General features: G+C 65.4%; 28 protein-coding genes. 19 read left to right on the forward strand and 9 right to left on the reverse strand.

Annotated features, from left to right (window positions below; genetic code table 11):
• The first annotated feature begins 69 nt into the window (after positions 1 to 69).
• Positions 70 to 426, forward strand: a complete 357-nt coding sequence (locus tag CFB24_RS14560) for a septal ring lytic transglycosylase RlpA family protein (protein WP_276556651.1) — start codon at positions 70 to 72, stop codon at positions 424 to 426.
• A gap of 15 nt (positions 427 to 441) precedes the next feature.
• Here CFB24_RS14560 and CFB24_RS14565 read toward each other — a convergent pair whose 3' ends face one another.
• The gene (locus CFB24_RS14565) at positions 442 to 951 is read right to left on the reverse strand and encodes a hypothetical protein (RefSeq protein ID WP_206605482.1); all 510 of its coding nucleotides are present in this window, start codon (positions 949 to 951) and stop codon (positions 442 to 444) included.
• A 127-nt stretch (positions 952 to 1,078) separates the two neighbouring features.
• On the opposite strand from CFB24_RS14565, the gene CFB24_RS14570 reads away from it, so the two are divergent.
• Positions 1,079 to 3,007: a methyl-accepting chemotaxis protein gene (locus CFB24_RS14570; protein ID WP_158255259.1), complete on the forward strand. Its 1,929-nt coding sequence runs from the start codon at positions 1,079 to 1,081 to the stop codon at positions 3,005 to 3,007.
• A gap of 132 nt (positions 3,008 to 3,139) precedes the next feature.
• Here the strand turns inward: CFB24_RS14570 and CFB24_RS14575 are convergent, their stop codons facing one another.
• Positions 3,140 to 3,457 carry a hypothetical protein gene (locus CFB24_RS14575; RefSeq protein WP_141098455.1) on the reverse strand — a complete coding sequence of 106 codons (318 nt, stop codon included), beginning with the start codon at positions 3,455 to 3,457 and terminating at the stop codon, positions 3,140 to 3,142.
• A gap of 73 nt (positions 3,458 to 3,530) precedes the next feature.
• Here CFB24_RS14575 and CFB24_RS14580 point away from each other — a divergent pair, with 73 nt between their 5' ends.
• Together CFB24_RS14580 and CFB24_RS14585 are read left to right on the forward strand one after the other, a co-directional pair.
• Positions 3,531 to 5,579, forward strand: coding sequence for a hypothetical protein (locus CFB24_RS14580; RefSeq protein WP_088521360.1), 2,049 nt, complete (start codon positions 3,531 to 3,533; stop codon positions 5,577 to 5,579).
• A 152-nt stretch (positions 5,580 to 5,731) separates the two neighbouring features.
• The gene (locus CFB24_RS14585; protein ID WP_088521361.1) at positions 5,732 to 6,526 is read left to right on the forward strand and encodes an SDR family NAD(P)-dependent oxidoreductase; all 795 of its coding nucleotides are present in this window, start codon (positions 5,732 to 5,734) and stop codon (positions 6,524 to 6,526) included.
• Between the two features lie 11 nt (positions 6,527 to 6,537).
• On the opposite strand, the gene purN is transcribed toward CFB24_RS14585, so the two are convergent.
• Entirely contained in the window at positions 6,538 to 7,200 is a 663-nt protein-coding gene (purN, locus tag CFB24_RS14590; protein WP_088521362.1) for a phosphoribosylglycinamide formyltransferase, read from the reverse strand.
• Entirely contained in the window at positions 7,197 to 8,270 is a 1,074-nt protein-coding gene (purM, locus tag CFB24_RS14595) for a phosphoribosylformylglycinamidine cyclo-ligase (protein WP_088521363.1), read from the reverse strand. The genes purN and purM overlap by 4 nt, the downstream gene beginning before the upstream one ends.
• Positions 8,271 to 8,583: 313 nt before the next feature.
• Between purM and CFB24_RS14600 the strand changes: the two genes are divergently transcribed.
• Positions 8,584 to 8,805, forward strand: coding sequence for a Flp family type IVb pilin (locus CFB24_RS14600; RefSeq protein ID WP_088521364.1), 222 nt, complete (start codon positions 8,584 to 8,586; stop codon positions 8,803 to 8,805).
• Between the two features lie 80 nt (positions 8,806 to 8,885).
• Complete coding sequence (locus CFB24_RS14605) at positions 8,886 to 9,884, forward strand: NAD(P)H-binding protein (RefSeq protein ID WP_088521365.1); 999 nt, start codon at positions 8,886 to 8,888, stop codon at positions 9,882 to 9,884.
• Between the two features lie 108 nt (positions 9,885 to 9,992).
• Here the strand turns inward: CFB24_RS14605 and CFB24_RS14610 are convergent, their stop codons facing one another.
• Positions 9,993 to 11,150, reverse strand: coding sequence for a hypothetical protein (locus CFB24_RS14610; RefSeq protein WP_088521366.1), 1,158 nt, complete (start codon positions 11,148 to 11,150; stop codon positions 9,993 to 9,995).
• Positions 11,151 to 11,583: 433 nt separating this feature from the next.
• Here CFB24_RS14610 and pufB point away from each other — a divergent pair, with 433 nt between their 5' ends.
• From pufB to CFB24_RS14660, 10 genes are all read left to right on the forward strand, one after another.
• Positions 11,584 to 11,733, forward strand: a complete 150-nt coding sequence (gene pufB / locus CFB24_RS14615; protein ID WP_088521367.1) for a light-harvesting antenna LH1, beta subunit — start codon at positions 11,584 to 11,586, stop codon at positions 11,731 to 11,733.
• A gap of 12 nt (positions 11,734 to 11,745) precedes the next feature.
• Positions 11,746 to 11,931, forward strand: a complete 186-nt coding sequence (gene pufA / locus CFB24_RS14620; protein WP_088521368.1) for a light-harvesting protein — start codon at positions 11,746 to 11,748, stop codon at positions 11,929 to 11,931.
• A gap of 200 nt (positions 11,932 to 12,131) precedes the next feature.
• Positions 12,132 to 13,529 carry a PucC family protein gene (locus tag CFB24_RS14625; RefSeq protein ID WP_088521369.1) on the forward strand — a complete coding sequence of 466 codons (1,398 nt, stop codon included), beginning with the start codon at positions 12,132 to 12,134 and terminating at the stop codon, positions 13,527 to 13,529.
• A gap of 83 nt (positions 13,530 to 13,612) precedes the next feature.
• A complete protein-coding gene (locus CFB24_RS14630) occupies positions 13,613 to 14,158 on the forward strand; it encodes a CDP-alcohol phosphatidyltransferase family protein (protein WP_088521370.1) in 546 nt (181 codons plus the stop codon).
• A 24-nt stretch (positions 14,159 to 14,182) separates the two neighbouring features.
• A complete protein-coding gene (locus CFB24_RS14635) occupies positions 14,183 to 15,289 on the forward strand; it encodes an AI-2E family transporter (RefSeq protein ID WP_088521371.1) in 1,107 nt (368 codons plus the stop codon).
• Entirely contained in the window at positions 15,286 to 15,972 is a 687-nt protein-coding gene (locus tag CFB24_RS14640; RefSeq protein ID WP_088521372.1) for a P-loop NTPase family protein, read from the forward strand. The genes CFB24_RS14635 and CFB24_RS14640 overlap by 4 nt, the downstream gene beginning before the upstream one ends.
• A 28-nt stretch (positions 15,973 to 16,000) precedes the next feature.
• Positions 16,001 to 18,268 (forward strand): RNA degradosome polyphosphate kinase, encoded by a 2,268-nt coding sequence (locus CFB24_RS14645; RefSeq protein WP_088521373.1) that lies wholly within the window; start codon positions 16,001 to 16,003, stop codon positions 18,266 to 18,268.
• Position 18,269: 1 nt separating this feature from the next.
• On the forward strand, positions 18,270 to 19,772 hold the full coding sequence (gene ppx, locus CFB24_RS14650; RefSeq protein ID WP_088521374.1) for an exopolyphosphatase: 1,503 nt from the start codon (positions 18,270 to 18,272) through the stop codon (positions 19,770 to 19,772).
• Entirely contained in the window at positions 19,769 to 20,668 is a 900-nt protein-coding gene (locus tag CFB24_RS14655; RefSeq protein ID WP_088521375.1) for an EamA family transporter, read from the forward strand. The genes ppx and CFB24_RS14655 overlap by 4 nt, the downstream gene beginning before the upstream one ends.
• A gap of 37 nt (positions 20,669 to 20,705) precedes the next feature.
• Entirely contained in the window at positions 20,706 to 21,713 is a 1,008-nt protein-coding gene (locus tag CFB24_RS14660; protein WP_088521376.1) for a zinc-dependent alcohol dehydrogenase family protein, read from the forward strand.
• 30 nt (positions 21,714 to 21,743) lie between these two features.
• On the opposite strand, the gene rnd is transcribed toward CFB24_RS14660, so the two are convergent.
• Complete coding sequence (gene rnd, locus CFB24_RS14665; RefSeq protein ID WP_088521377.1) at positions 21,744 to 22,901, reverse strand: ribonuclease D; 1,158 nt, start codon at positions 22,899 to 22,901, stop codon at positions 21,744 to 21,746.
• A gap of 152 nt (positions 22,902 to 23,053) precedes the next feature.
• Between rnd and CFB24_RS14670 the strand changes: the two genes are divergently transcribed.
• Positions 23,054 to 23,839 (forward strand): SDR family oxidoreductase, encoded by a 786-nt coding sequence (locus tag CFB24_RS14670; protein WP_088521378.1) that lies wholly within the window; start codon positions 23,054 to 23,056, stop codon positions 23,837 to 23,839.
• Between the two features lie 11 nt (positions 23,840 to 23,850).
• On the opposite strand, the gene CFB24_RS14675 is transcribed toward CFB24_RS14670, so the two are convergent.
• The 3 genes from CFB24_RS14675 to CFB24_RS14685 all read right to left on the reverse strand — a co-directional run bounded on the left by CFB24_RS14675 (position 23,851) and on the right by CFB24_RS14685 (position 25,473).
• Positions 23,851 to 24,291 (reverse strand): BLUF domain-containing protein, encoded by a 441-nt coding sequence (locus CFB24_RS14675; protein ID WP_158255258.1) that lies wholly within the window; start codon positions 24,289 to 24,291, stop codon positions 23,851 to 23,853.
• A gap of 382 nt (positions 24,292 to 24,673) precedes the next feature.
• A complete protein-coding gene (locus CFB24_RS14680; RefSeq protein WP_088521380.1) occupies positions 24,674 to 24,835 on the reverse strand; it encodes a Flp family type IVb pilin in 162 nt (53 codons plus the stop codon).
• A gap of 326 nt (positions 24,836 to 25,161) precedes the next feature.
• Positions 25,162 to 25,473 carry a hypothetical protein gene (locus CFB24_RS14685; RefSeq protein WP_141098456.1) on the reverse strand — a complete coding sequence of 104 codons (312 nt, stop codon included), beginning with the start codon at positions 25,471 to 25,473 and terminating at the stop codon, positions 25,162 to 25,164.
• Positions 25,474 to 25,996: 523 nt separating this feature from the next.
• On the opposite strand from CFB24_RS14685, the gene CFB24_RS14690 reads away from it, so the two are divergent.
• Together CFB24_RS14690 and CFB24_RS14695 are read left to right on the forward strand one after the other, a co-directional pair.
• Positions 25,997 to 26,191 carry a type II toxin-antitoxin system HicA family toxin gene (locus CFB24_RS14690; protein WP_088521382.1) on the forward strand — a complete coding sequence of 65 codons (195 nt, stop codon included), beginning with the start codon at positions 25,997 to 25,999 and terminating at the stop codon, positions 26,189 to 26,191.
• 28 nt (positions 26,192 to 26,219) lie between these two features.
• Positions 26,220 to 26,615, forward strand: a complete 396-nt coding sequence (locus CFB24_RS14695) for a type II toxin-antitoxin system HicB family antitoxin (RefSeq protein WP_088521383.1) — start codon at positions 26,220 to 26,222, stop codon at positions 26,613 to 26,615.
• The last annotated feature ends 115 nt before the right edge of the window (positions 26,616 to 26,730 follow it).

The following is a 26,730-nucleotide window of genomic DNA, read 5'->3' on the forward strand; positions in this document are numbered from 1 at the left end:
TGCCCGTCTTGATCGGGCCATATTCTTTCGCGATAACGGATTTGTGAACAAAAGCGAAAGGACGACCTATTGAAGAGCATCCTGATCAAAACCCTCTCCGTTGGCATTGTTTTTTCCGCTGTTTCAATAGCGCCCGAGACCGAGGCCAAAGCGCAAAGCTGGTCGGGCAAAGCTTCTTATTATTCAGGTCGTGGCCGCACGGCGAGCGGGGGCCGTATTGGCGTCCGCACCGCGGCGCATCGCTCGCTTCCGTTTGGAACCCGGGTGGTCGTCACCAACCTGTCGAACGGACGTTCGACAGTCGTCACCATCAACGATCGCGGCCCCTTCGTGCGCGGCCGCATCATCGATGTGTCCCATGGCGCCGCCGGCGATCTGGGCATGCGCGGCCGCGGCGTGGCGCCGGTCCGCATTTCGACTCTCTAACAAGGCGATGCCGGCTCACACGGCCTGACAACCGTGGAGCACGGTCCCGCGAAACGCAGCCTTGGCCCGCCATTTGGCGGGCTTTTTCTCAGGAAAACCAGGCGACCGGCGCGCCGACATGGCCCGGCGCGCCGGCTCCTGCGCGAAATTGGCGTCATCGCCCCAGCGGTCGCAGAGGATGCGCCAGCAGATGTGGTCCTCGCAGAGTTTCTCGGCGGCCCAGGCGATCGCCCTCTGCTCCGGCGTCAGCCCCATGTCGAAATCGTAACCATATTTGCGTTCGACATGCAGCCGGATCAGGGGGGAAACCGCGACGATCTCGCCGAACTCATCGATAAACGGCGACTTTCCCTTCGGCGCGCGAAACAGGCCGCCGCGATCTTCGACGAAGGGAACGCCGGCCATTTTCAACGGGATCATCGACTTCATCACGAAGGGGCCGCCGTCGGGCAGGTCGAAAAAAGGCCCGAAACTGTCGAGCGTGACCATCGGATCGCCCCTCACGCCGCAGTCAGGTTTGCGCAAGCTTTCTCACGATAGGGTCGAAGCGACACAATTGTCACGGGAGACCGGCCTGCGCGGAAGGGACGATAGATCCCGTCGCGGCCGAAAACAGAGACACACAATGTTTTCTCGCAGCCAGACTTCGGCAATGCCCAGCACCGCGTCCGCCGCCGCCGCAGTCTTGCCGATGCGGGTCAAGACCTCCGACGCCTCTCTCGCCGGACTGTCGGCGGAAGACTTTACCTATTCCGGGCGCCCCGCCGCGATGGCGCTGGCCTTCATCTCGCCGCACGTCGATTTCGAGCAGACGGCGGCGCGGCTGAAGGCGATGGCCGGTTCGACGCCGCTGATCGCCGCGTCCACCGCGGGCGAATTGTGCTCGAACGCCGCAGGCCTCTACCGCCCGACCGGCGACCGCTGGTCGAGCCTGACCGTGCAGATTTTCCCGCCCGACCTGCTCGATGGCGTGTCGACGCATCGGGTCGCCTTGCACAAGGGCGAGGGCCCCCGCGCCGCCCGCGTCGAGAAAATCGCGGCCGATCTCGCCCGCGTCGCGCCGCCGTTCCAGATCGAGGCCGACCGCGTGTTCGCGCTGACCCTGGTCGATGGCGTGTCCGGCGCCGAGGATGTGCTGATGGAGGCGGTGTACCGCTCCGGGCGCTTCCCCTGCCTGTTCATCGGCGGCTCCGCCGGCGGCAAGTTCGATTTCAAGGAAACCGCGCTGTTCGACGGCGGCCAGACCCTGCATGGCCAGGCCGTGATCGTCTTCGTCCGCATGGCGCCGGGGCGGCGCTACGGCGTGTTCAAGACCCAGAATTTCGCCAAAACCGGCAAGAGTTTCACCATTCTCGACGCCGACCCCGATTCAAGGCTGGTGCGCGGCGCGCTGACCGCCAATGGCGTCGACGTCGATCCGTTCGTCGAGGTGCTGGCGGCGCATTTCAACGCGCGCGCCGCCGACGTCCCGGCGCGGCTGGCGGGCCACACGTTCGGCGTCGAGATCGACGGCGAAATCTTTGTCCGCTCCGTGTCCGGCATCGACGTCGAAAAAGGCTCGGTGAGTTTCTACGCCGACGTCAATCCCGGCGACGAGCTGCTGCTGCTCAAGGCCAATGATTTCGCGGCGCAGACGCGCACGGACTATGAGGCGTTCCTGCGCGGCAAGCCCGAGCCGCTCGGCCTGATCCTCAACGACTGCATCCTGCGCCGCCTCAACAACGGCGCCAACCTGTCCGCGCTCGACAATCTGTGGCGCGCGCCCGCCGCCGGATTTTCCACCTTCGGCGAATTGTTCGGCATCAATGTCAACGAAACCCTGAGCGCGATCGCTTTCTTCGAGGACCAGTCCGGCTACCGCGATGATTTCCTCGACGGCTTCGCGCTGCATTATGCGCGCTACGTCAATTATTTCACGACTTGCGCGCTCAAACAGGCGCGCATCCTTAACCGGTTCCGCTCCGCGATCATCTCGCGCATGGCGCAGCAGCTCGATTTCGTCAAGGAGATCGAAACCGCGCTGGAAAAGACCGCCGAAATGCACGAGGCGATGGAGCGCGTGCGCAGCGCCATTTTCGCCTCCGCCAAGGCCGATTACACCGACGACGGCAAATCCGGTCAATTGTCGGAGCAGTTCCAGTCGCTGGCGGATTCGATGTCGGGCCTGCGCAACGTGCTGCGGGTGATCGACAGCATCGCGGGACAGACCAATCTGCTGGCGCTCAACGCCACCATCGAGGCGGCGCGCGCCGGCGAGGCCGGCCGGGGCTTTTCGGTGGTGGCCTCGGAGGTGAAGAAACTCGCGACCGACACCAAGTCCACCCTGGCGCAGACGCAAGGTTCAATCGCCGGAATGGAGCAATCGCTGTCGCGGCTCGGCGGCATTATCGACGGCACGCGCGAGCGGTTCGAGGCCGAGGAGAAACGCTATCGCGGCACCATCGAGCAGGTCGAATCGCTGTTCTCGCAATCCGGCCTGATCGACCGCACCCTGGCGGGCCTGTCGCAACTGGTTTCGACCCAGCGCATCGCGGCGAACGAAATCCAGCAGGAAATCACCAAGCTGCGCCGCATCGAGTGATCCGGCCGCCGCAAAAAGTGAAAGCGCGTTGTGTGCGGCGCCGGAGTGAAAAGCCGGCGTCCGCAAGATTTTGTACGTGGTTTGTTCCACGTGAAACCTGGCGCCGCCGTCTGTTTGCCGCTTAAGTAATTGCTATAAAAATAAAATTTTTGAAGGCCGCCGCCGCCGGCCGCGCCCGTCGCCGCCCATATCCTGTACGCAACCGCGCGCGTGCAGGATCGAAAATTGACGGATGTTGACAGGAATTCGCCTGAAATTTTCAGGAATCGCGCGTTTTTTCGCGGTTTTGATCGCGCGGCTTACAACCAAAGATAGAAATTTCGACAAACGCGGCAGGCCGACGCCGGTCGCGCCGCCATGTCCATTCAAATCCCCCGCGTGTTCACGTGTTGTTGTTGACTTTGCGGCAAGCTGGCTTGGCGAACAGGTCAGGGGCGTGGCGGTTCCCATTCATTTGGCGAACGGTCGCGCCTCTGGCGTGACGACATTCAGTTTGCGCCATTTATTATAGCGATAGACCGCCATGACCCTTTTCTGGTCGGATTTTTTCTCGACGCTTGGTTGCGTTGGCCTATTCCTGTTGATGCTGCTCGGCGCGGGATCGTTTCTTGCGCGCGAACTGAAATTCCCTGGCTTTGACGACGCCAGCGGTTTTGAACGCGCCGGCGTCGCGCTGCTGTGCGCGCTCGCCTGTTTGCCCGTCATGCTCGATCTCGCCGGACGTTTTGGCGTCGTCGCCATGGCGTCGCTCGCCGGCGTCATCGCCTTCGCCGGACTGCCGGCGCTCATGCGCGGCATTGGCAGGCCCGACCGACGCGCCGCCGCTTGGCTCGCCGTCGCCTTCGCAAGCGTCGTCGTGTCGATCGTCCTTCTGATCGACTGGCCGATGGCGGGCGGGTTGAAGCACAGCCTTCTCATCATCGACTACGTCAAGCACGCCGAGTCGACATGGGCGATCGCGCAATCGGCGACGCCGCCATGGAATCCGGCGTTTTACGAGCCGGAACACAGGGCCGCCTATTACTACTTCTTCTACACGCTCACCGCCTGCGTCGACCTCGTTTGCCACCACCTGTTCGGAGCGCAGGCGCGCCACGCCGCCTACGCCGGCGCCAGCGTCGCCGCATTCGCTCTGTTGGCGCTGATGGCTGAATTGTGGAAACGCAGCGGCGCCAACGAAGCCGTCAAGTCCCGTTCAGGGTCGAAAAGCCCGATCGTCTGGATGATCGGGCTGCTTTTGGCGGCAGGCCTCGATCTCATTCCCTGGACCCGGATGGCGCTCGACGGACAAGCCCCGAACACGCCGGAAACATGGGCCGACCAAATCACCACCTGGGTTTCCACCGCGCTTTGGACGCCTCACCACGCCGCCGCGCTCATCGCCGCCTTTGTTGGATTCATCGCGCTGGCGCGGCCGGCGGCGCCCGACCCGCGCCGAGTTCTGCTGGCCGGTCTCGCCTTCGCCTCCGCCGCGGGACTGTCGGTCTATATTGCGATGGGCGCGGCGGCGACCGCCGCGCTTTGGCTGGCGGCGCTTCTCGTCAACCGCCGTTTCCGAGATGCGGCGGGACTCCTTGCCGCGGGAGCGCTGGCGGCTGTGTTCGCGGCGCCGTGGCTCGCAACGGTCGTCGGGCGCGCGACCGGAGAAGCGCCGATCGCTTTCGCCATGCGCAACGCCCATATGCTGCCTTACCAATTCGCGAATCCCGCGCTCGATGCGCTCGCGCATCTCACGGTCATGGCGCTGGTCTATGTGATCCAGTTCGGAATCTTCGCACTGGGCGGCGTCGCCTTCTGGCGGGCGGCGGGACGAAACGGGTTGAAGACCGACATCGGATTGATCCTCGTTTTATCGGCCGCCGCTTCCTTCCTCATCGGGTCCTTCCTGCGCTCGACCATGATCAACAATGATCTGGGCTGGCGCATCATGCTGTTCGCACAGACGGCCCTGCTGATCTGGACGCTGGCCGCGATCCGCGCCGGACTGCTGTTCGACCGCAAAAGCCTGGTCTCCGTGGCCTCGATCTGCCTGATGATTGGCTACGCCGACATCCCGCTGTCGTTCTATCTGATCCGAACCGCCTTTCCCGACAACGCCATGACGCGAGTCCTGAACCTGGAGGAACGCCGCGCCTTCACGTGGCTCGACGCCAATTTGGCCGCCGGCGCAAGGATGCAGGCGCAGCCGAGACAAGATTTCTCATTCAATTTCGGACTGTACGGGCGCTTCTCCGCAGCGGTCGCCGACTATCATGAAGCGCGTCTGTTTGGAGCCGCGAACCATGACGTTAACGCCCGCATCGCCGAACTGACGCCGGTTTTCTCCAGCGAGACGACGACGATTGCCGAGGCGGAAACCCTCGCGGCGCGCTACAGGCTGTCGGGATTCGTCGTCACGGCGGATGATCCGGTTTTCGACAAGCCAAACGCATGGGTGACGCAAAAATCTCCGGCGTTCGCGTCGCCGCACGTGCGCGTCTATCTGTTTGACGCGGCGGCGCGCCTCTCCGTGAACGGTTTGGCTCTGGAGTCCCGCGCCCCCGGCGTCGCCCTCGCACAACGCGCGCCCTGATCGGCGGCGCCGTCGCTCATGCGGCCGAGCCAAGCGCACGCCCTCGCACCCTCTCGCTTGCGGAATCGCACAGGGGCGTGAGCGAACATGCCGCGCGCGTCCCGCGTTTCCTTGCCGTCTATAGTGTTCATGGAACAACGGAGAACATTTTCATGCGCATTGATTTGACCGGCAAGACCGCCATCGTCACCGGCTCCACCTCGGGCATCGGCTTTGCCATCGTCCGAGGGCTGGCGCAGGCCGGGGCGCGGGTGGTGGTGAGCGGACGCACCCAGCGACGGGTCGATGAGGCCCTTGGCAAGCTGCGGGCGGAATTTCCGGACGCCGAGGTTTTTGGCGTGGCGGCGGATCTCGGAACCGCCGAAGGCGTGGAGACGCTGGTGGCCGCCCAACCGCGCGCCGACATTCTCGTCAACAATCTCGGCGTGTTCGAACCCAAGCCTTTTTTGGAAATTCCCGACGCCGACTGGCTGCGCTTCTTTGAAGTCAACGTGCTGAGCGGCGTGCGCACCGCCCGCGCCTATCTGCCGCAGATGCTCGCCGCCAATTGGGGCCGCATCGTGTTTATTTCCAGCGAATCCGGCCTCAATACGCCGAAAGAGATGGTCCATTACGGCATGACCAAAACGGCGCAGCTCGCGGTGTCGCGCGGCGTCGCCGAGGAGACCGCCGGCACCGGCGTCACCGTCAATGCGGTGCTGCCGGGGCCGACGCGGTCGGAGGGCGTGTCCGACTTTTTCGGCAAAATGGCCGCCGACGCTGGCGTCCCGCAGCCCGAAATGGAGGCGCGCTTCGTCCGCGAGCATCGGCCGACGTCGCTGCTGGGCCGTCTCGCCGAGGTCGAGGAAGTCGCCAATATGGTGGTTTACGTCTGTTCGCCGCAGGCCTCGGCCACCAATGGCGCGGCTTTGCGCGTCGATGGCGGCGTAGTGAAATTCATCGCCTGAGTCGGCGCGCCCTAATGCGCCAAGCCCGCGCCGGGCGAAACCAGCGCCGCCCCCGGCGCCGGCTCTCCGGCGACGACCACGCGGGCGCCGTCCACCCGCGCCGCGCCCGACGCCACCAGCGCCAGCGCGCGCGGATAGATCACATGCTCCTGCTCCAGCACGCGGGCGCCGAGGGTTTGCGGCGTGTCGTCGCCGCGCACCGCAACGGCGGCCTGGGCGATGATCGGCCCGGCGTCCATTTCCGGCACGACGAAATGCACGGTGGCGCCATGAATCTTCACGCCGTCGGCCAGCGCCCGCTCATGGGTGTGCAAGCCGCGATAGGACGGCAGCAGGGCAGGGTGGACGTTCAGCATCCGGTCGCGCCAGCTTTCGACGAACCAGGGCGACAGCAGCCGCATGAAGCCGGCGAGGCACACCAGTTCGATCCCATGCGCCTCCAGCACCGCCTGCACGGCGCGCTCGAAAGTTTCGCGCGAGTCGAACGCCTTGTGGTCCACCACCTTGGTCGCGATGCCCTCGGACCGGGCGAAATCCAGCCCGGCGGCGTCGGCGACATTGGAGAGGACCAGCGCGACCTCGGCCGGAAAATCCTCGGCCTTGGCGGCGGCGACCAGCGACCGCATGTTGGAGCCGCGCCCGGAAATCAGCACGGCGGTGCGTTGACGACTCACAGCGCCAGTTTTCCTTCATAGATCACGCGCTCGCCCTGAGCCGGGATCACTTCGCCCAGCAGCACGGGGTCTTCGCCGGAGGCGCGCAGCGCGTCCTCGATCTCCCGCGCCTTGCCGGCGGCGCCGACCACGATCATGCCCAGGCCGCAGTTGAACGTGCGCAGCATTTCCCGCTCGGCGACATTGCCCTGTTCGGCCAGCCAGCGGAACACCGGCAAGACGGGGATCGCGCCGAGGTCGATCCGCACGCCCAGCCCCTCCGGCAGCACGCGCGGCACATTTTCGGGATAGCCGCCGCCGGTGATATGGGCCAGCGCCTTGATCGCCGTGGTCTGGCGCAGCGCCTGCAGCATCGGCTTGACGTAGATTCGGGTCGGCTCCAGCAGCGCCTGCGCCAGCGTCTTGCCGTCGGCGAACGGCGCCGGCGCGTCCCATTTCAGGCCGGCGCGCTCGACGATCTTGCGCACCAGCGAATAGCCGTTGGAATGCACGCCCGACGAGCGCAGGCCGAACACGAGGTCGCCCGCGGAAACATTGGCGCGCGGCAACAGGTCGCCGCGTTCGGCGGCGCCGACGGCGAAGCCGGCGAGGTCATAATCGCCGCCGCTGTAAACGCCGGGCATTTCGGCGGTCTCGCCGCCGATCAGCGCCGCGCCGGCTTCGAGGCAGCCCGCCGCGATGCCCTTGACGATCTGCGCGCCGGTTTCCGGCTCCAGATGGCCGGTGGCGTAATAATCAAGGAAGAACAGCGGTTCGGCGCCCTGCACCACGAGGTCGTTGACGCACATGGCGACGAGGTCGATGCCGACCGTGTCGTGAATGCCGGATTCGATGGCGATCTTGACCTTGGTGCCGACGCCGTCGTTGGCGGCGACCAGGATCGGATCGGAAAAGCCGGCAGCCTTGAGGTCGAACAGGCCGCCGAAGCCGCCGATTTCGGCGTCGGCGCCGCGCCGCCGCGTGGCGCGCACCAGCGGCTTGATCAGTTCCACCATGCGGGCGCCCGCGTCGATATCGACGCCGGCCTGGGCATAGGTCAGTCCCGCGGGCTTGTCGCCGGGCTTGGTCATGAGGCTCTCTCGTCTTACGCGCCTGCGCCGGAGCTGGCGGTCCGGTCGAACCGCCGCGGCTCCAGCTTCCTTCATTTTCACGATGTTTTCGCGAAAAACCGGCGGCTGCCTTGTTCTCTCCTTGCTCTAGCGGCTTGGGGCGGGGCTGGCAAGGCGGGACGACGCAAGGCGGCCGCAGTCATGTGGAAATGGCCGGCCGGCGTCATCGTTAACGCGCATTAACTTTCTGCGGGCCTTCTATATAACGCTGCGTCAAGCTGACGCGTGTACCCCTGACCTAAGATCAACGCGTTCACCTACGGAAGGTCAGGACATGCCGCTTCATCTCCCATGCGGTCCCGAGGGGACCATCGAACGCAAGCTGCGCAGCCTCAAGGGCGCGCTCGCCCGCTTCGTTCGCGACGATTCCGGCGCGACGGCGATCGAATACGGCCTGATCGCCGCGCTGATTTCGGTGACGGCCATCGCGACGCTGAAGGGCGCGGGAACCAAGCTGAACGGCAAGTTCGTGGCGGCCTCGAACGGCCTCAACTGAGCCCCGCTTGCGGCGGCGCGGGCGCGGCTGTTAAGAGGTCTGGCGGCGCGAGGCGCCGACTGGTCTGGGGATCGCATGCAATGACCGAGTCCGAACAAGCCGCGCCGCCGCGCCGCGCGCGAAAAGTTTGCCTCGCCGGCGCCACCGGCACCATCGGGCGCGCCACCGCCCGCGCCCTGATGCGGCGCGGCGCCGAAGTGGTCTGCCTGCTGCGCCGCCGCCCGGGCGCCGCCGAACGCACGGAGATCGAGGGCGCCGCCGTCCGCTACGTCGATTTCGCCGACCCCGCTTCGCTGGCGGAGGGATTTTCGGGCGAGACCTTCGACGCGGTTGTATCCTGCATGGCCTCGCGCACCGGCGCGCCCAGGGACGCCTGGGCCATCGATTATCAGGCGCATGTGAATCTGCTCGCGGCGGCGCGGCAGGCCGGCGTCGGCCAGTTCGTCCAGCTTTCGGCCATCTGCGTCCAAAAGCCGCAACTGGCGTTCCAGCACGCCAAGCTCGCCTTTGAGAAGGCGTTGATCGAATCGGGCCTGACCTATTCGATCGTGCGGCCCACCGCCTTTTTCAAATCGCTGTCGGGGCAGATCGAGCGCGTCCGCAAGGGCAAGCCGTTCCTGATTTTCGGCGATGGAACGCTGACGGCGTGCAAGCCGATCAGCGACGACGATCTCGGCGCCTATCTGGCCGAATGTCTCGACGACGAGTCGCGCTGGAACCGCGTGCTGCCGATCGGCGGCCCGGGCGAAGCCATCACGCCGCGGCGGCAGGGCGAGATCCTGTTTTCGCTGCTGGGCCGTCCGCCCCGGTTTAAAAAAGTTCCGGTCGCGCTGCTCGACGCGATCATCGGCGTCCTCAGCCTGCTCGCGCCCTTGTCGTCGCGCCTGGCCGAAAAAGCCGAATTCGCTCGAATCGGCCGCTATTACGCCGTCGAATCCATGCTGGCGCTCGACCCCGAAACGGGTCGTTACGATGCGGAGGCGACTCCCTCGACCGGCTCGGAAACGCTGGCCGATTTTTACGCGCGCGTGCTCGCGGGGGACGCTGCGCCCGATCGCGGCGATCACGCGGTGTTCTGATACGGCTAAGGGCCGGTCCCCCGAGGGGATCGGCCTTCATGATTCACGCCCAAGGCTGGCGCGAGAGCGACCGGCTCCGCTCGTTGCGAGCGAAGCCGGCGGCGCGTCTCAGTCTCTCTTCTTCAGCGGGAAGAAGAACAGGCGCGAAATCGGGTCGGCGCAGTCGAGCAGGACGGTCTTCGACGGTCCGCACGGCAGCAGGTCTTCGCGCTTGGTCTCGACCGAGGTCGGGATGTTCAGCGCGTCGGACAGCGGGGCCGCCTTGTCGATCAGCTTGGTGTTCGATTTGGTGGCGATCGTCGTCGGCAGGCCGAGCAGCTTGGACAGCGGCGCCGGATTGTCGATCAGGGTCACGCCGGCCTGGGTCGGCAGCAGCTTCGAGAACGGCTTGGTCTGAATGACGGTCGACAGGCTCAGGCTGTCGGACAGCGGAGCCGCCTGATCGATCAGCTTGGTGTTCGACTTGGTGGCGATCGTCGTCGGCAGGCCGAGCAGCTTGGACAGCGGCGCGGCGATGTCGAGCAACATCACGCCGCCATTGTTCGGCAGCAGCTTCGAGAACGGCTTGGTGCTGATGACGGTCGGCAGGCCCAGGCTGTCGGACAGCAGGGCGGCCTTGTCGATCAGGGTGGCCATCGGCTTCGAGCGCAGAATCGTCGGCAGGTTCAGCAGATCGGACAGCGGGGCCGCGATGTCCAGCAGCGCCACGCCGGCCGTGGTCGGGAGCAGGGCGGAGAACGGCTTGGTGCGGATGATCGTCGGCACGTTGAGGATGTCGGAGAGCAGGGCCGGCTTGTCGATCAGGGTCGCCTTGGGCTTGACGTCCAGCAGCGTCGGAATGTTCAGGGCGTCCGACAGCGGCGCCGCGGCGTCGATCAGCAGGATGTCGGCGCCGAAATCCTCGATCACCGGAATGCGCAGCAGGGCCGAGAGCGGCGCCGGGTTGGACTTGCCGGCGGCGGCGGTGACGACGTGGCGTTCGGTCCGCTCGACCGGCTTATGCGCCTCCAACTGCTTGATCGCGTCATGCGCGAAGCCCCAGGCGGCCCGCACGGTCACTACGGCGCCGCCGCGGCGGACGGCGTCCGCGAGCGAGACGGCCTGCGCTTCCTTGACGCCGCCCTTCGCGATCTTGGCCTTGACGTCCCCGCCGCTCTTTCGCGTGACCAGGCTGATCTCATCGTCCCCAAACTTATGCTTCAGAGCATTGACGGCGGCGATCGCCTGCTCCTCTGCGGCATAAAGCCGCGTGATGATCGTGGTCATGCCAACTTCCCTCTCTTCCGAACAAGCGCTTCGGCGCCAGGCGAACAAGCTTTTCTTCGACGCAAGCCCTTAACTCCTAGACTTTGCGCCCTTCAGACCGGGCGGACCAGCCCCTTCCCACATAAAACCAGCCTTTGCTTCCGACATATGCGGGAAGCCGCAGCACGCGCCCCAACACGATCCGTCGCATTGTCCCGTTTCGCCGGGAAACCCAGCTAAAGGAAGGAGAAACCCAACCGCGCCAACGGTTCCGAAATGAAGCCGTGTTCCGCCGAAATTTATGTCACAGCAGCTTGACAGTGGCAAGTGTCAATATATAGTGACGGTCGCCTGCACCGAAGCGAGGTCCTCGCAACGATGCAGGCCTCCTGGCTACGGACGAAGGCCTGCTTGCAGGTCTAAAACAGTCCGCGGCATTTATGAGAGGTGGACAATGGCTGATGATGTAAAGGGGCTGACGGGTTTGACCGCGGCCGAATCCGAAGAGCTGCACAAGCATGTCATCGACGGCACCCGCGTGTTCTTCGTGATCGCGATCTTCGCGCACGTTCTCGCGTTTGCTTTCTCCCCTTGGCTGCATTGAGGAGTCTCTGATATGAACCAGGGCAAGATTTGGACCGTTGTCAACCCGAGCGTCGGCCTGCCGCTGCTGCTCGGCTCCGTCACCGTTATCGCGATCCTCGTCCACGCTGCTGTGCTGTCGCACACCACGTGGTTCCCGGCCTACTGGCAGGGCGGCCTGAAGAAGGCTGCGGCGATCGAGACCACGATCGTCGGCTAAGCTGAACGTGGCGTCATCCGACGCCGCATGAGCTGTTAAGGCTTTTCTGACGGCCGGTGTCGCGCGATGCCGGTCGTTTCTTCATTAGGGGCGGTCGCGGGTCCGGCGTCGGAAATCCGTCCGCCTCTCGGGCGTTTGGCGTCGACGTCGTTCCGCGCCGGCCCGTTGTTCGAATCATCGTAACCTTGGGTTTCCACGTCATGAACCGATTCAGCGAGAAGGTGATGCGGGCATGGGTGGCGCGCGGCGCCCGCTACCTCCCGTTCGCGGATGCGGCCACGCCGGAGCTGCCGCTTTCCAGGCTGTTGCGCCTGTCCCTGTTCCAGGTGTCGGTCGGCATGGCGCTGGTCCTGCTGGTCGGGACGCTCAACCGCGTGATGATCGTCGAGCTCGGCGCCCCGGCCTCGCTGGTCGGCGTGATGGTCTCGCTGCCGCTCGTCTTCGCGCCGCTGCGCGCCTTGATCGGATTTCGCTCGGACAATCACGAATCCGCCCTCGGCTGGAAACGCGTGCCGTTCATCTGGAAGGGCGCCCTGCTGCAGTTCGGCGGCCTGTCGATCATGCCCTTCGCGATTCTGGTGCTGACCGGGCAGGGCCATTCCAATCAAGCGCCGGCCTGGATCGGCTATATCGGCGGCGGCGTCGCGTTTCTGCTGGTCGGCGCCGGCCTGCACATGATCCAGACCGTCGGCCTGGCCCTCGCCACCGATCTCGCGCCCGAGGAATCCAAGCCCAAGGTCGTCGGGCTGATGTATGTCTCGCTGCTGGCCGGCATGATCGTCTGCGCGCAGCTGTTCGGTTACGCGCTGGCCGATTTCTCCCCGGCGCGGCTGATCCAGGTCATCCAGACCGCGGCCGTCGCCACCCTGGTTCTCAATGTCGTCGCGCTGTGGAAGCAGGAGACGCGCCGGCCCGGAAACGTCGAACGCGTCGTCCAGCGCATGCCGTCGTTCCGCGAGGCGTGGCAGAGCTTCACCTCCGGCCTCGGCGCCGTGCGACGCTTGGTTGCGGTCGGCCTGGGGACCATGGCCTTCAGCATGGAGGACGTGCTGCTCGAACCCTATGGCGGCCAGGTGCTGCATTTGACGGTCGGGCAGACCACTAAGCTCACGGCGGCGCTGGCGATCGGCGGTCTGTTCGGCTTCGCGCTGGCCTCGCGCGTCCTCAGCCGCGGCGCCGATCCGTTCCGCATGGCGACTTACGGCGCCCTGATCGGCATTCCCGCCTTCCTCTCGGTCATTCTGGCGGCGCCGCTGCATTCCATGGCTTTGTTCGCCTTCGGCACGGCCCTGATCGGCTTCGGCGCCGGCCTGTTCGGCCATGGCACGCTGACCGCGACCATGCAGCTGGCCCCGGAGGAGCAGACGGGATTGGCGCTGGGCGCCTGGGGCGCGGTCCAGGCCTCGGCGGCGGGCGTCGCCATCGCGCTCGGCGGCGTGATCCGCGACGTGGTCGCGGCCCTGCCGATCGCGCAGCCGTTCGGCGTCGCCACGCCCTACAACACGGTCTATATTCTGGAGATCGTGTTCCTGATCGCGGCGATTATCGTGATGATTCCGCTGCTGCGCCGGGCGCCGCGCGCCCCCGCCGCGGCCTGATCTGATCGAGCCTGGTCGGCGCCGCTCTTGTCACGCAACGGCGCCCGCCGCATATTGAGCCCGTGTCGTTGCGTCGAGTCGCCATGTCCCGGACCTGGTTCGCCTTCATTCCCAACCTGATCAGCCTGGCGCGGCTGGTGCTCGCGCCGCTCTCGGTGGAGATGATCATCGAGCGTCGCTGGCAGGAGGCGCTGGCGATCTTCGTGGTGGCCGGTCTGTCCGACGCGCTGGACGGCTGGATCGCCCGGCGCTTCGACCTGCGCTCGGAACTGGGCGCCTATCTCGACGCCCTCGCCGACAAGGCGCTGTTGGTGTGCAATTACATCACGCTGGCGTCGATCGGCCAGGCGCCGCTGTTCCTGGTGCTGCTGGTGGTGACGCGCGACCTGTTGATAGTGGGCGCCGTTTTGCTGTGCTGGCTGCTCGACAAGCCGATGACCATCAGCCCGCATGTGCTGTCCAAAGCCAATACGGCGGCGCAGATCGCCTTTGTCGCGCTGCTGTTGGGCTCGCTGGCGTTCGGGTTGCCGACGCCGTGGTTCGCCGCCGGCGTCTGGCTGGTGGCGGCATTGACCTTGGCCTCGCTCGCGGCCTATTTCAGGAGGTGGGTCGCGCATATGACTGCGTGACGTCCGCTCGTCGAGGGCTGACTCATGCGCATTGAATGGCAGGTGGCGTTCTGGTTGCTGATGCTGGTGCTGGCCAGCCTCGGCCTCTACATGTTCGCCAGCGTGCTGGCGCCCTTCGTCGCCGCGCTGATCCTTGGCTATGTGCTCGACCCCGTCGCCGACCGGTTGCAGAAACTCGGCCTCAACCGCCTCAGCGCGACGCTGGTGATCGTGGCGGGCTTCGTGGTGGTGCTGACCATCGTGCTGCTGGTGCTGGCGCCCGTGCTGGGGCGGCAGGTGGTCGGCTTCGCGGAAAGTCTGCCGGTCTATGCCGCGCGGCTTCAGACCCTGAGCACGGAGCAGGCCGCCGACCTCTTGCAGAAATATGGCGGCGACTGGCTGCAGAAGTTCGGCGTCGACGGCGCCAGCGCCACCGAAACCATTCAGAAATCCCTGGGCAATTTCGTCGGCCAGGGCGTGCAATGGGCCGGCAATTTCCTCAAGAGCATCTGGTCGGGCGGCCAGGCGCTGGTCGGCATCGTCACGCTGACGGTGATCACGCCGGTCGTCACCTTCTACCTGCTGCTGGATTGGGACGAGATGATCGCCGTGCTGCGCAGTCTGGTGCCGCCGCGCCATCGCGCCACGGTGATCGAGATCGCCGGCGACATCGACCGCGCCCTCAGCGGTTTTCTGCGCGGGCAGTCGCTGGTCTGCCTGTTCCTTGGCTTGTGGTACGGCGTCGGCCTGTCGATGATCGGCCTCAATTTCGGCTTTCTGATCGGGACGTCGGCGGGCCTGCTCAGCTTCATTCCCTATGTCGGCTCGCTCACCGCGCTGGTGTTTTCCGCCGTGGTGGCCATCGTCCAGGGCTGGCCGGGCGTCGGGCTGTTCGGCGAGGCCATGGCGGTGGTGGTGGTCGGCCAATTCCTCGAGGGCAATTTCCTCACGCCCAAACTGGTCGGCGAGTCGGTCGGGCTGCATCCGGTCTGGCTGATCTTCGCCTTGCTGGCGTTTGGCAGCCTGTTCGGCTTCGCCGGCATGATCCTCGCCGTCCCCGCGGCGGCGGCCGCGGGCGTTCTCGTGCGTTTCGCGGCGCGGCGCTACAAGCAAAGCGCGCTGTTTCACGGCATGGATCTCGATCCGACATGACCCGCCAATTGCCGCTGGATCTGGCGCTGTCGCCCCGGTTCGGCGAACAGGATTTCCTTGAAAGCCCCTGCAACGCCGAGGCCCTGGCGCTGGTGCGGCTGTGGCCCGACTGGCCGCGCCGGATGCTGCTCCTCACCGGCCCTTCGGGCGCGGGCAAGAGCCATCTCGGCGCCATTTGGGCGGCGCGGGCGGGCGCGCGGATTTTTCAGGGCCGCGACATGGACGCCGCCAGCCCGCCGCTCCTCGCCGGAGAAGGGGCGCTGCTGTTGGAGGACGCCGAGAACGCGCCGGAAAAGGAGCTGTTCCACCTGCTCAACCTGTTCATGGAAAGCGGCGCCGGGCTGATGCTGACGGCGGCGCGCGCGCCCGATCTTTGGGGCGTGCGGACGCCGGATCTGCTGTCGCGCCTGCGCCGGATGCCGCAGGCGCAGATCGCCGCGCCCGACGAAGCGTTTTTGCACGCGATTCTGGTCAAACTGTTCGACGATCGGCAAATTCGCGTCGACGCCGCCACCATCGCCTATCTGGCCGCGCGCATGGAGCGGTCGCTCGCCGCCTGCGGCGAACTGGTGTGCGCGCTCGACCGCGAGGCTTTGGCGCGGGGGCGGGCGGTGACGCGCGCCTTCGCCGGCGAATTTTTGCGCGCCCATCCGCAATTTGGCGGCGAAGACGAGGAATTATGACACAGGTGAACGATTGACGCGTCGAAGGATGGGGAGACATTATGCCGCAGCCGTCCAGGCCAAACCGAAAGAGCGTGAGATGACCGAGGCGATGGAACCCGTAACCGCCATGACCGAGCCGGCCGAGGCCGCGCTGGCGGACGAGAATCTCCGGCTTTCGCCCAAGCGCTTCATCAATCGCGAATTGTCCTGGCTGGAATTCAACCGCCGCGTTCTGCTGGAGGCCTCCAATCCCGGCCATCCGCTGCTGGAGCGGGTGCGCTTCGTGTCGATTTCCGCCAACAATCTCGACGAATTCTTCATGGTGCGCGTCGCCGGCCTGCGCGGCCAATTGCGCAGCGGGGTGGAGACCCCGTCCGACGACGGCCTGACCCCCGCCGAGAACCTGCCGCTGATCCACGCGCGCGTCAGCCTGCTCGCCCGCGAGCAGACCCGGCGCTGGCTCGACCTGCAGGAGGAGCTGTTCGGCGAGGGCATCGCCATCGTCAATCCCGACGAGCTGAACAAGGCGGAAAAACTCTGGCTGGACGACTATTTCTTCCAGCATGTCTTTCCCATCCTGACGCCGCTCGCCATCGACCCGGCGCATCCCTTCCCGTTCATTCCCAATCTTGGCCTGTCGCTGGCGCTCGACCTTGAGGAAGGCGGCGGCCATCCCTTCCAGGACAGCGCCGGCGTCGAGCGCATGAAGGCTTTGGTGCGCGTGCCGCAGAACATCGAGCGCTTCGTCCGCCTGCCGGATCTGCCCGGCGGGTTCCGCCTGGTGGCGATGGAGACGCTGATCCTCACCCATATCCAAAAACTGTTTCCGGGCTATGCGGTGAAGGGCAAGGGCCTGTTCCGCATCGTCCGCGACAGCGATATCGAAATCGAGGAAGAGGCCGAGGATCTCGTGCGGCTGTTCGAGACCGCGCTGAAGCGGCGCCGGCGCGGTTCGGTGATCCGGCTGGAGACCGATGCGCAAATGCCCGCCGACCTGCGCGCTTTTGTCGCGGAGGAGATGGACGTCGAGGCCGACGAGGTGATCGCGCTCGACGGCATGCTGGCGCTGAAGGATTTGTCCGAAGTGGTGAGCCTGCCGCGCGTCGACCTGAAGTTCAAACCGTACACGCCGCGCTTTCCCGAGCGCGTGCGCGAAAACGGCGGCGACATTCTGCTGGCGATCAAGCAGAAGGATCTCGTCGTCCACCACCCCTATGAGAGCTTCGACGCGGTGGTGCAATTCCTGATGCAGGCGGCGCGCGACCCCAATGTCGTCGCCATCAAGCAGACGCTCTACCGCACCTCCTCCGACAGCCCGATCGTGCGCGCGCTGGTGGAGGCGGCGGAGGCCGGCAAGTCGGTGACGGCGCTGGTCGAACTCAAGGCGCGGTTCGACGAAGAGGCCAACATCCGCTGGGCGCGCGACCTCGAACGCGCCGGCGCGCAGGTGGTGTTCGGCTTCATCGAGCTGAAAACCCACGCCAAATTGTCGATCGTGGTGCGGCGAGAGAGCGGCGGGCTCGCCACTTATTGCCATATCGGCACCGGCAATTATCATCCGATCACCGCCAAGATTTACACCGACGTCTCGCTGTTCACCGCCGATCCCGCTGTCGGCCGCGACGTCTCGCGCATCTTCAACTTCATCACCGGCTACGCCGAGCCAGTCGGGCTGGAGCGCATGGCGGTGTCGCCGATCTCGCTCAAGAAAAAGCTGCTGCAGCATATCGCCGAGGAGGTCGCCCATGCCAAGGCGGGCCGCCCGGCGGCGATCTGGGGCAAGTGCAACGCCCTGGTCGATCCGGAAATGATCGACGCGCTTTATGACGCCAGCCAGGCCGGCGTCTCCATTGATTTCGTGGTGCGCGGCATTTGTTGTCTGCGGCCGGGCGTGCCGGGGCTGTCGGAAAACATCAGGGTCAAGTCGATCATCGGGCGCTTCCTGGAGCACACCCGCATCTACGCTTTCGGCGGCGGCCACGGCCTGCCGCACAAGAAGGCCTATGTCTACATTTCCTCGGCCGACCTGATGCAGCGCAATCTCGACCGCCGCGTCGAATCGTTGCTGCCGGTGACCAATCCCACCACGCACGAGCAGGTGCTCGACCAGATTCTCGTCGCCAATATGATGGACAACCAGCAATCCTACCGGATTCTGCCCGACGGCTCCTCGGTGCATCTGGAGCGCGCGCCGAACGAGGAGCCGTTCAACCTGCATAAATATTTCATGACCAATCCGTCGCTGTCGGGACGGGGCAAGAGCTTGCGCGAGTCGAGCCCCAAGCCCTTGTTCAAGAAGCGCGAGCGGAACTGAAATGTCTCAAGGTCAAGGCAGGCTGCCGGGCGTCAAGCCGGCGGCCATCGTCGATATCGGCTCGAATTCGGTGCGTCTGGTCGCCTATGAGGGCGTGACGCGCTCGCCGTCGCCGATCTTCAACGAAAAGGCGATGTGCGGCCTGGGGCGCGGCGTCGCCACCACCGGCGAACTGGCGGCTGAAAGCATGGACCGGGCGCTGGCGGCGCTGCGGCGCTTTCGCAAGCTGTGCGACATCATGAAGATCGAGGACATCAGGCCGATCGCCACCGCCGCCGCCCGCGACGCCGCCAATGGCCCGGCCTTTCTCGCCGCCGCCGGCGAGGCCATCGGCCGGCCGATCGAGCTGATTTCGGGCGCCCGCGAGGCCGAGCTTTCGGCGCTCGGCGTGATCTCGACCATTCATCAAGCCGATGGCGTGGTCGGCGATCTCGGCGGCGGCTCGCTGGAGCTGATCGACATCAAGGACGGCCGGCCCGGCCCGGGCGTGTCGCTCAAGCTCGGCGCTCTCGCGCTGATGGACGCCTCGGGCGCCTCGCCCAAGGCGGCGGCCAAGATCGCGCGCGCCGCGCTGGCGGAGGCGGCGCCGCTGGAAGGTTTGCGCGGGCGAACTTTTTACGCCGTGGGCGGCACGTGGCGGGCGCTGGCCAAGCTGCACATGCACCAGCGTAATTATCCGCTCGGGGTGATGCACGGCTATGAAATTCCGGCGCGCGACGCGCTGGATTTCGCCACGCTGGTCGAGCGCGTGGACTGCGAGGCGCTGGTGGCCGTCGGCGTGGTGTCGCAGCAGCGCCGGCCGTCGCTGGCCTATGGCGCGGTGGCGCTGGAGGAGATCATCCGGCGCGGCAAGCCGGCGCGGGTGGTGGTGTCGATCGGCGGCGTGCGCGAAGGCCTGCTTTACAACCAGCTCGACGCCGCGACCCGCGCGCTCGACCCGCTGCTGGAGGCGGCGCGCACGTATAATCTGTTGCGCTCGCGCGCTCCGGGACACGGAGAGGACATGATTCACTGGACCGACGCCTTTTTCGCGTCGAGCCAGCTCAACGAGACGGCGGAGGAGAAACGGCTGCGCCACGCCGCCTGCCTGTACGGCGACATCGGCTGGCGCACCTCGCCGGATCATCGCGCCGATTTCGCCATGGATCTGCTGGCGAACACGCCGACCATGGGCGTCGATCATCCCGGACGCGCCTATCTCGGCATGGCCGTGGCCTATCGCCATATCGGCATGGAGGAGGACGTCAATCCGCTGATCCGGGGGCTGGCCACGCCGCGCCTGATGGATCGCGCCCGCATCATGGGCGCGCTGCAACGCGTCGCCTATATCGTTTCGGCCTCCACCCCAGGAGTGCTGCCCCGTGTAAAATTGACCTGCGCGCGCGGCGAACTGCTGTTGACCCTGCCGCCCGACCTGGCCGATCTCGCCGGCGAAAGGCTGAACGGCCGGCTCAAGCAGCTGGCGCGGCTGCTCGGGCGCAAGCCGATCCTGGCGGTGGCGTGACGGACAGGCTGTCGCCGCGCGATTTGGCGCTCGCGGTGCTGATCGCGGCGCTGTGGGGCTTCAGCTTCATCGCCATCAAGGCGGGCGTCGCCGAGGCGCCGCCGCTCGCGTTTACGGCGCTGCGGTTTTTTCTCGCCGCCGTTCCCTTGGTGGTGTTCGTTCCCCGGCCCAAGGCGCGGCTGTTCGATCTCGCCGGCTATGGCCTGTGCATTGGCGTCGGCCAGTTCGGCCTGCTGTTCGCCGCGATCAAGTTTGGGATGCCGGCGGGGCTGGCTTCGCTGGTGATCCAGATCCAGTCCGTCTTCACCATCCTGCTGGCCTGGGCGTTTCTCCGGCAAAAGCCGCGCGCCGCGCAAATGCTCGGCGCCGGAGTCGCCCTGGCCGGGGTCGCGCTGATCGCGGTTTCTCGCGGCGCCGCTTCTCCCGTCCTGCCCTTCGTCGCCGTGGTCGCCGCCGCCGCGTTCTGGGCGGCGGGCAACCTGTTCTCGATCCGGGCGGGCCGGGTCCACATGCTCGGCTTCATCGTCTGGTCGAGCCTGTTTTCGCCGGCGCCGCTGCTGGCGCTGTCCTGGGCGCTGGAGGATCATTCCGCGATCGTCCGCGCCGTGACGCATCCGAGCCTGACTGTGTGGGGCGGGGCGGCGTTCCTGGCCTATGGCCCCACCATGGTCGGCTACGGCTTGTGGTCTTGGCTGCTCAGCCGTCACCCCGTCGCGCTGGTCGCGCCGTTTTCGCTGCTGGTTCCGGTGTTCGGCCTGTCGAGCGCCGCGTTGATCTTCGGGGAAACCCTCAACGCGGCGACACTCGCCGGCATCGCCGTGGTGCTGATGGGCCTCGCCATCGCCGTTTTTGCTCCGCGCCGCGCGACTGTACCAACGTCGACTCGCGCCGATTGAACATCTGCGGTCAAATACGACAAAACAGGGAGGCGTTATGACCAAAGCGATTGTGGTGCAGCCGGGCGGCGGTTTCGACAACGTGATCGTGGAGCGGCGTCCGGCCTCGACGCCGCAATGCGGCGACATCCAGGTGCGGCTGCGCGGCTCCTCGCTCAATTATCACGATTACGCCGTGGTCAGCGGCATGTGGGGGCCGACCGAGCCGCGCATCCCCATGGCCGACGGCGCCGGCGAGGTCGTGGCGGTCGGCCCGGGCGTGACCGAATTCAAGGCTGGCGATCTCGTGGTCAGCACGTTCTTCCCGACCTGGCTCGACGGCGAGCCCGAGGTGGACGGCTTCGCCACCACCCCCGGCGACGGCGTCGACGGCTTTGCAAGAGAAGTCGTCACGGCGCCCGCGCGCGGTTTCACCCATGCGCCAAAAGGCTGGAGCGCGGTGGAGAGCGCCACACTGACCACGGCGGGCCTGACCGCCTGGCGCGCGCTGCATGAGGAAGGCCGCGTCAAGGCCGGCGACACCGTGCTGGTGCAGGGGACAGGCGGCGTGTCGATTTTCGCGCTGCAATTCGCCAAACAGGCCGGCGCCACGGTGATCGCCACCTCGTCCAGCGAGCGCAAGCTGGAGAAGTTGAAGGCGCTGGGCGCCGATCACCTCATCAACTATCGCGTCACGCCGGAATGGGGCGAGAAGGTGCGCGATTTCACCGACGGGCGCGGCGTCGATCACGTCATCGAGGTCGGCGGACCCGCGACGCTGGCGCAGAGCATGATCGCCGCGCGCGTGCACGGCCATATTTCGGTGATCGGCATTCTGACCGGCCTCGCCGGGGATTTCCCGCTGGTCAATGCGCTGCTTCGGCAGTTGCAGCTGAAGGCGGTGCTGGTCGGCAGCCGCCGCCAGCAGCAAGACATGATCCGCGCCATCGACGCCAGCGGGCTAAAACCGGTGATCGACCGGGTGTTTCCGTTGGAGGAGATCGTCGCGGCCTTCCGCCATCAGGAAAGCAACAAGCATTTCGGCAAGATCTGCCTGGAGATTTGACGCGGCGCCGCCCGCGCCGCCGCGACGGGGCTATTCCCCGTCGTGATATTCCAGCGTCACCACGCGGTTGTTCTCGACGGTCAACGCCAGCTTGCCGTGCTTCAATTGCACGGCCTTGGCGCCGAACAACTCGCGCCGCCAGCCCTTGAGGGCGGCGATGTCGGCGTCGTCGTCATGGGCCAGCGCTTCGAGATCGTCGGTGGTCGCGATCATCTTGGCGGCGACGCCCTGCGCCTCCGCCACCTGCCGCAACAGCACTTTTAACAGTTCGACCGTGGCGCCGGCGCCATTGCCGCGACGCTCGCGGTCGATCTTCGGCAGGGTTTTGGGGTCGCGTTCGAGGCCGCGTTCGATCGCCGCGAGAATCTCGGCGCCGGCGCGCGAACGCTCCATGCCGCGCGGAAAGGCGCGCAGATTGCCGAGCGCGTCGGCGGTGCGGGGCGCCGCCAGCGCGAGTTCGGTCAGAATATCGTCCTTGAGCACGCGCGAGCGCGGCACGTCGCGGGTCTGCGCCTCCTGCTCCCGCCAAGCCGCTAGCTCCATCAGCACGGCGAGGTCGCGCGGCTTGCGGGCGCGGTGGGCGTAGCGCTCCCAGGCGCGATCCGGCCGCATCTCATAGGAATCCTGGTTGGTCAGGGTGGCCATTTCGTCGGTCAGCCAATGCAGACGCCCGGTCTTCTCCAGCTTCTGCTTCAAGGCGCGATAGATGTCGCGCAAATGGGTGACGTCGGCGATGGCGTAATGCACCTGCGCCTCCGACAACGGCCGCCGCGACCAGTCGGTGAAACGCGAACTTTTGTCGAGCGTGACCTTGCACAGGCTCTGCGCCAGTTCGCCATAAGCGATCTGGTCGCCATAGCCGCAGACCATGGCGGCGACCTGGGTGTCGAACAGCGGCGACGGGATCAGCTTGGCGAGGTTCCAGATGATTTCCAGATCCTGCCGCGCCGCGTGAAACACCTTGGTGACCTTTTCGTCGGCCATCAGGGCGAAGAAGGGCGAGAGGTCGAGGCCGTCCGCCAGCGCGTCGATGGCGACGGCTTTGGCGTCGCACGCCATCTGGATGACGCACACTTTCGGCCAGAAGGTCGTCTCGCGGAGAAACTCCGTATCGACCGTCACGAATTCATATTGGGCGAATTCGCGGCAGAGATCCGCAAGTTCGCCGGAATCGGTCACAAGGCTCATGAGCCTTCTTTAATCCAGCCAACCCGGCGCCGCCAAGTCTTGAATGCCCGAAAACGTAAGCAATTTGGCGAAGACGCTGCGGTGGGACGGACGGTGGACCTTTTGCGGCGTCAAAGCGTAAATGAAGGGCGTTTGCGATAGGAGAATTCGCGATGAAGCTTTCGGGCAATTCCATCCTCGTCACCGGCGGCGGAACGGGGATCGGCCTCGGGCTCGCCACGGGCTTTGTCGACCGGGGCAATCGCGTGCTGATCGCCGGGCGCAAGCGCGAAACCCTGGAGCAGGCGGCGGCCGCCCATCCCGGCCTCGAAATCCTGGCGGCCGACGTGACCGACCCCGATTCGATCGCGCGTCTGGCGGCGCAGGCGAAAGAAATCCTGCCGGACCTCAACGTGCTCATCAACAACGCCGGGATGATGCAGACCGAAAACCTGCGCGATCCCGCCGCCGCGGCGGCGGCGCTGGCGACCGCCGAGGCCATCGTCGCCACCAACCTGGTCGGTCCGATCCGGCTGACGCTGGCGCTGCTGCCGCAGTTGATGGCGCAGGCCGAGGCCGCCGTGGTCAATGTCACTTCGGGGCTGGGCTTCCTGCCGCTGGCGCAGACGCCGACCTATTGCGCCACCAAGGCGGCTCTGCATTCCTGGAGCCAGTCGCTGCGCTGGCAGTTGCGCGCCAGTCCGGTCAAGGTCCACGAGATCGCGCCGCCCTACGTCCGCACCGGGCTGACCGGCGCGCGCCAGGCCGCCGATCCCCGGGCGATGGCGCTGGAGGACTATGTCGCCGAAACCTTCGCCGCGCTGGAGGCCGATCCCGACGCGCCGGAAATTCTGGTCGAGCGCGTGCTGCCCCTGCGCGAAGCCGAACGCCGCGGCGGCTACGACGAGCTGTTCGCCCAGTTCAACACGATGATGGAGACGGCGGGTCACGACGCGTAAGCGTCGCGGCCTCAGGCGCCGCGCATCAGATGGCGCATCAGTTCGAGCACCGGGGCCGCGTCGGCGTTGCGGGCGATGATCTCATGCAGGAAATTGGGCGAAAGGGTGAAGCCGGCGCCGCCGACATCGGCGAAATAGGCCATGGCCCAGCCCGCGAAACCGCGCGCGCCGATATATTCGTGCTGGATCAGGCGCACGTCTTCGTGGCGCTTGTCCCTCAGGATTCTGGCGTAGCAATCGGCGATGGCCAGCGGCGCGCCTTCGAGCGTCTGCGCGAAGCCTCGCCCATTGAAGAACAGCGCGCCGGTAATATCCTCACGCAGGTTATGTTGGCGCGAGACCGCCAGAATATCGGCAAGCTCCGCCGCAACCTCCGCCGTCGTTCCACGGACCAGGCTGCGGCTGATGTAGACGATCTGGACAAGCTCGCCATAGTTTTGCGCGGGCGGCACGGGGTGTTCCGATTCGAGAGGGCGCCGCCAAGCTGAAGCAGCAGAATAAACAATTCGTAAGCACGGCGTGCGGCGAAGCGGAGCCATCGCTCGGGCGCCGGCGGTTGCGGTCCGGCGCGCCTGTCGCCCGGCAAGGCTCGCGCAAGATTCACCGATTAATGTTAACAGATCGGTCGGGAGCTAAGGGCCCGGCCGGCGAACTTGAGAGAGCGCTCGCCACGGATGCACTGGCGGGCGCTCTTATTTTTGCGGCGCGGACGCCGCCTTCTCCCCCGCGCCTGGATTGATGCTGACGAAAACTCGCGCGGACCCCGGCGGGATCCTGCGCGAGATCGAGCAGAATTATCAAGAAAAAGACATGAGTCGCCGTTGAATGTCGCGATCAGTTGAGCCCGTTCGAGACGCCCTCGAACTTGGCGTTCAGCTTCGTGCCGACCGTGGTCAATGTTGCGATGGCCACAACAGAGATAAGGGCGGCGATCAGGCCGTATTCGATGGCGGTCGCGCCGGATTCGTCCTTGAAAAATGACATCAGCGTCTTCATGAGGTGCTCCTTTTTTAATGCGCGAATTTAAAGTGCGCTGCGACACGGAGCGAGATTGAATTAAATAGGTTTAAATTATGTTTAAATTGAATAAATTTCAGGACATTGGCATACGTATTTATGCGATGGGCAAAAGCACTTATAATCCGGCTTTCTGCCGTATTTTATAAAATCAAAGGTTGAATGGGCATTTTTTACAACCCTTGGGCAGGCGGGATTATTCATTCCGCGCCGAGTGAGCGAAAACGATGCGCGCCTCGGCGGCGCGGAAAGAACGCCTGCGCCGATTGCCGCTCAAATCTTGCGAGCCGGACGATGGCGGCCGGTCACGCCTTGCGATTGCAGATGCGGTAGAGCGGATTTCGCGATTGCGGCGGATCGCCCAGGGTATTGGAGTCCCAAAAACCTTCCTCGATGAATTTCAGGGCGGCGTCGTCGAGGCACACGCCGCCGTTCACGCTCCGCATGTAATAATAGGCGTAGTGCAAATCGCTCTTGCCCGCGCGTTGGCACATTTCAATCGTCTTGATGAACGGCTCGACCTGTTTCTTGCCGATGATATGAACCGTATCCGGAGACCTGAAAAACTTTTCGGCGATATTCAAAACAACGCCCTCCAACGCGAAGGGGCCAATCATGACCTGCGCCGAGGCTGCCAAAAGGCGCTGCTGAAAAACTCCGGGCTTTTCGCAATGCCGCGAGGGTTTTGGCGCCGAAAAATACATAGAAGACGCAAAAACCAGCGCCGGCCGAAGCCGAGGCGGGCTGATCAGGTCCATTCCGCGCGGGGGGCGCACGGCGTCGAGAGTTTTCGAGGGAGGTGGCGACCCCGACAGAAGTGCCACGCGCCTATATATTTCAAAGCCTTAGGTCAAGGTGCGGCGGCTTTTTCCCTCATTGAAATGTAATGGCAATTTTCGAGACGCGCCGCACCTTTTGACGATGCGAAGGGCGGCGGGGAGGGCGATTAGCAGCCTTGCTTGGCGGGCCAGAGGTAGTGGGTTCGAAAACACCGCTGTCCTGACGAGCTAAAGCTCAAAGCTGGTTCTTTTCGGCAACGCTCAAACGAACGTGGCGCAAATAGCGTGCATTATTTTGCACGCTTTGCCTTGACGCGCGCAGAACATGCGTGCATATATTTGCACAGAAAGGGCGCGCGACATGCCGAAGCCAGAGACCAACACCCGCAAGATCATCGCTCGGCTTGAGGCTGAAGGCTGGTACAACGTCGGCGGCGGAAGCCATGATCGTTTTGTTCATGATGATCGGCCGGGCATCATGATCCCGGTGCCCCGCCACCGTGAACTGACGCCCGGAACGGCGCGCTCGATAGCCAAGGCGGCGGGTTGGTTCTGACCCGCCAGATCGCTCAAGGAGGAGCAAAATGGCCTATTACGTCGGCATCCTCGACGGCGCGGAGAATAATTGGGGCGTGCGGATCGCGGACATTGACGGCTGCGTCGGCGCTGGGGAAACGCCAGAAGCCGCTCTGGCCGATGTGATCGCCGCGCTGCGCGACGTCATCGCTTACAAAAGAAACGGCGATCATCCGGTGCCCGCGCCCTCGTCTGTGGCGGATGTGCTGGCGCGCGGCGAAATCGGCGAGGGCGAAACCGCTGTTCTCGTGCCCCTCGTGCTTGATGCCGGCCGGAGTGTGCGCGCCAATCTCACCATGGACGCTGGCCTCCTGGAGGCGATCGACGATGCCGCCGCCCGTGGTGGCGTCACCCGTTCCGCCTTCATTGCGAGCGCCGCGCGAGAGAAACTGGCTCGCGTCTGAAGATCGCCGGCGCATATAATAAAAAAGCCCGACGCCGAAGCGCCGGGCCAAGTCTCCCTAGTTCGCGCCGGCGTAAGCCTCCGGGAGGATGGAAGCGGCGCGAACCCTTTGACGG

The sequence above is a fragment of the Rhodoblastus acidophilus genome, from assembly GCF_900187365.1.
GTDB lineage: Bacteria > Pseudomonadota > Alphaproteobacteria > Rhizobiales > Beijerinckiaceae > Rhodoblastus > Rhodoblastus acidophilus.

Excerpts from the sequence above, each read along its gene's own strand:
- CFB24_RS14660 (WP_088521376.1), top strand. The coding sequence starts at position 20,706 with ATGACCAAAGCGATTGTGGTGCAGCCGGGCGGCGGTTTCGACAACGTG.
- CFB24_RS14640 (WP_088521372.1), top strand. The coding sequence starts at position 15,286 with ATGACCCGCCAATTGCCGCTGGATCTGGCGCTGTCGCCCCGGTTCGGC.
- CFB24_RS14670 (WP_088521378.1), top strand. The coding sequence starts at position 23,054 with ATGAAGCTTTCGGGCAATTCCATCCTCGTCACCGGCGGCGGAACGGGG.
- CFB24_RS14695 (WP_088521383.1), top strand. The coding sequence starts at position 26,220 with ATGGCCTATTACGTCGGCATCCTCGACGGCGCGGAGAATAATTGGGGC.
- rnd (WP_088521377.1), bottom strand. The coding sequence starts at position 22,901 with ATGAGCCTTGTGACCGATTCCGGCGAACTTGCGGATCTCTGCCGCGAA.
- CFB24_RS14605 (WP_088521365.1), top strand. The coding sequence starts at position 8,886 with ATGACCGAGTCCGAACAAGCCGCGCCGCCGCGCCGCGCGCGAAAAGTT.
- CFB24_RS14645 (WP_088521373.1), top strand. The coding sequence starts at position 16,001 with ATGGGGAGACATTATGCCGCAGCCGTCCAGGCCAAACCGAAAGAGCGT.
- CFB24_RS14575 (WP_141098455.1), bottom strand. The coding sequence starts at position 3,457 with ATGGGAACCGCCACGCCCCTGACCTGTTCGCCAAGCCAGCTTGCCGCA.
- CFB24_RS14630 (WP_088521370.1), top strand. The coding sequence starts at position 13,613 with ATGTCCCGGACCTGGTTCGCCTTCATTCCCAACCTGATCAGCCTGGCG.
- CFB24_RS14690 (WP_088521382.1), top strand. The coding sequence starts at position 25,997 with ATGCCGAAGCCAGAGACCAACACCCGCAAGATCATCGCTCGGCTTGAG.
- CFB24_RS14685 (WP_141098456.1), bottom strand. The coding sequence starts at position 25,473 with ATGATTGGCCCCTTCGCGTTGGAGGGCGTTGTTTTGAATATCGCCGAA.
- CFB24_RS14625 (WP_088521369.1), top strand. The coding sequence starts at position 12,132 with ATGAACCGATTCAGCGAGAAGGTGATGCGGGCATGGGTGGCGCGCGGC.
- CFB24_RS14680 (WP_088521380.1), bottom strand. The coding sequence starts at position 24,835 with ATGAAGACGCTGATGTCATTTTTCAAGGACGAATCCGGCGCGACCGCC.
- CFB24_RS14635 (WP_088521371.1), top strand. The coding sequence starts at position 14,183 with ATGCGCATTGAATGGCAGGTGGCGTTCTGGTTGCTGATGCTGGTGCTG.
- purM (WP_088521363.1), bottom strand. The coding sequence starts at position 8,270 with ATGACCAAGCCCGGCGACAAGCCCGCGGGACTGACCTATGCCCAGGCC.
- pufA (WP_088521368.1), top strand. The coding sequence starts at position 11,746 with ATGAACCAGGGCAAGATTTGGACCGTTGTCAACCCGAGCGTCGGCCTG.
- CFB24_RS14570 (WP_158255259.1), top strand. The coding sequence starts at position 1,079 with ATGCCCAGCACCGCGTCCGCCGCCGCCGCAGTCTTGCCGATGCGGGTC.
- pufB (WP_088521367.1), top strand. The coding sequence starts at position 11,584 with ATGGCTGATGATGTAAAGGGGCTGACGGGTTTGACCGCGGCCGAATCC.
- CFB24_RS14600 (WP_088521364.1), top strand. The coding sequence starts at position 8,584 with ATGCCGCTTCATCTCCCATGCGGTCCCGAGGGGACCATCGAACGCAAG.
- CFB24_RS14585 (WP_088521361.1), top strand. The coding sequence starts at position 5,732 with ATGCGCATTGATTTGACCGGCAAGACCGCCATCGTCACCGGCTCCACC.
- CFB24_RS14580 (WP_088521360.1), top strand. The coding sequence starts at position 3,531 with ATGACCCTTTTCTGGTCGGATTTTTTCTCGACGCTTGGTTGCGTTGGC.
- ppx (WP_088521374.1), top strand. The coding sequence starts at position 18,270 with ATGTCTCAAGGTCAAGGCAGGCTGCCGGGCGTCAAGCCGGCGGCCATC.
- CFB24_RS14610 (WP_088521366.1), bottom strand. The coding sequence starts at position 11,150 with ATGACCACGATCATCACGCGGCTTTATGCCGCAGAGGAGCAGGCGATC.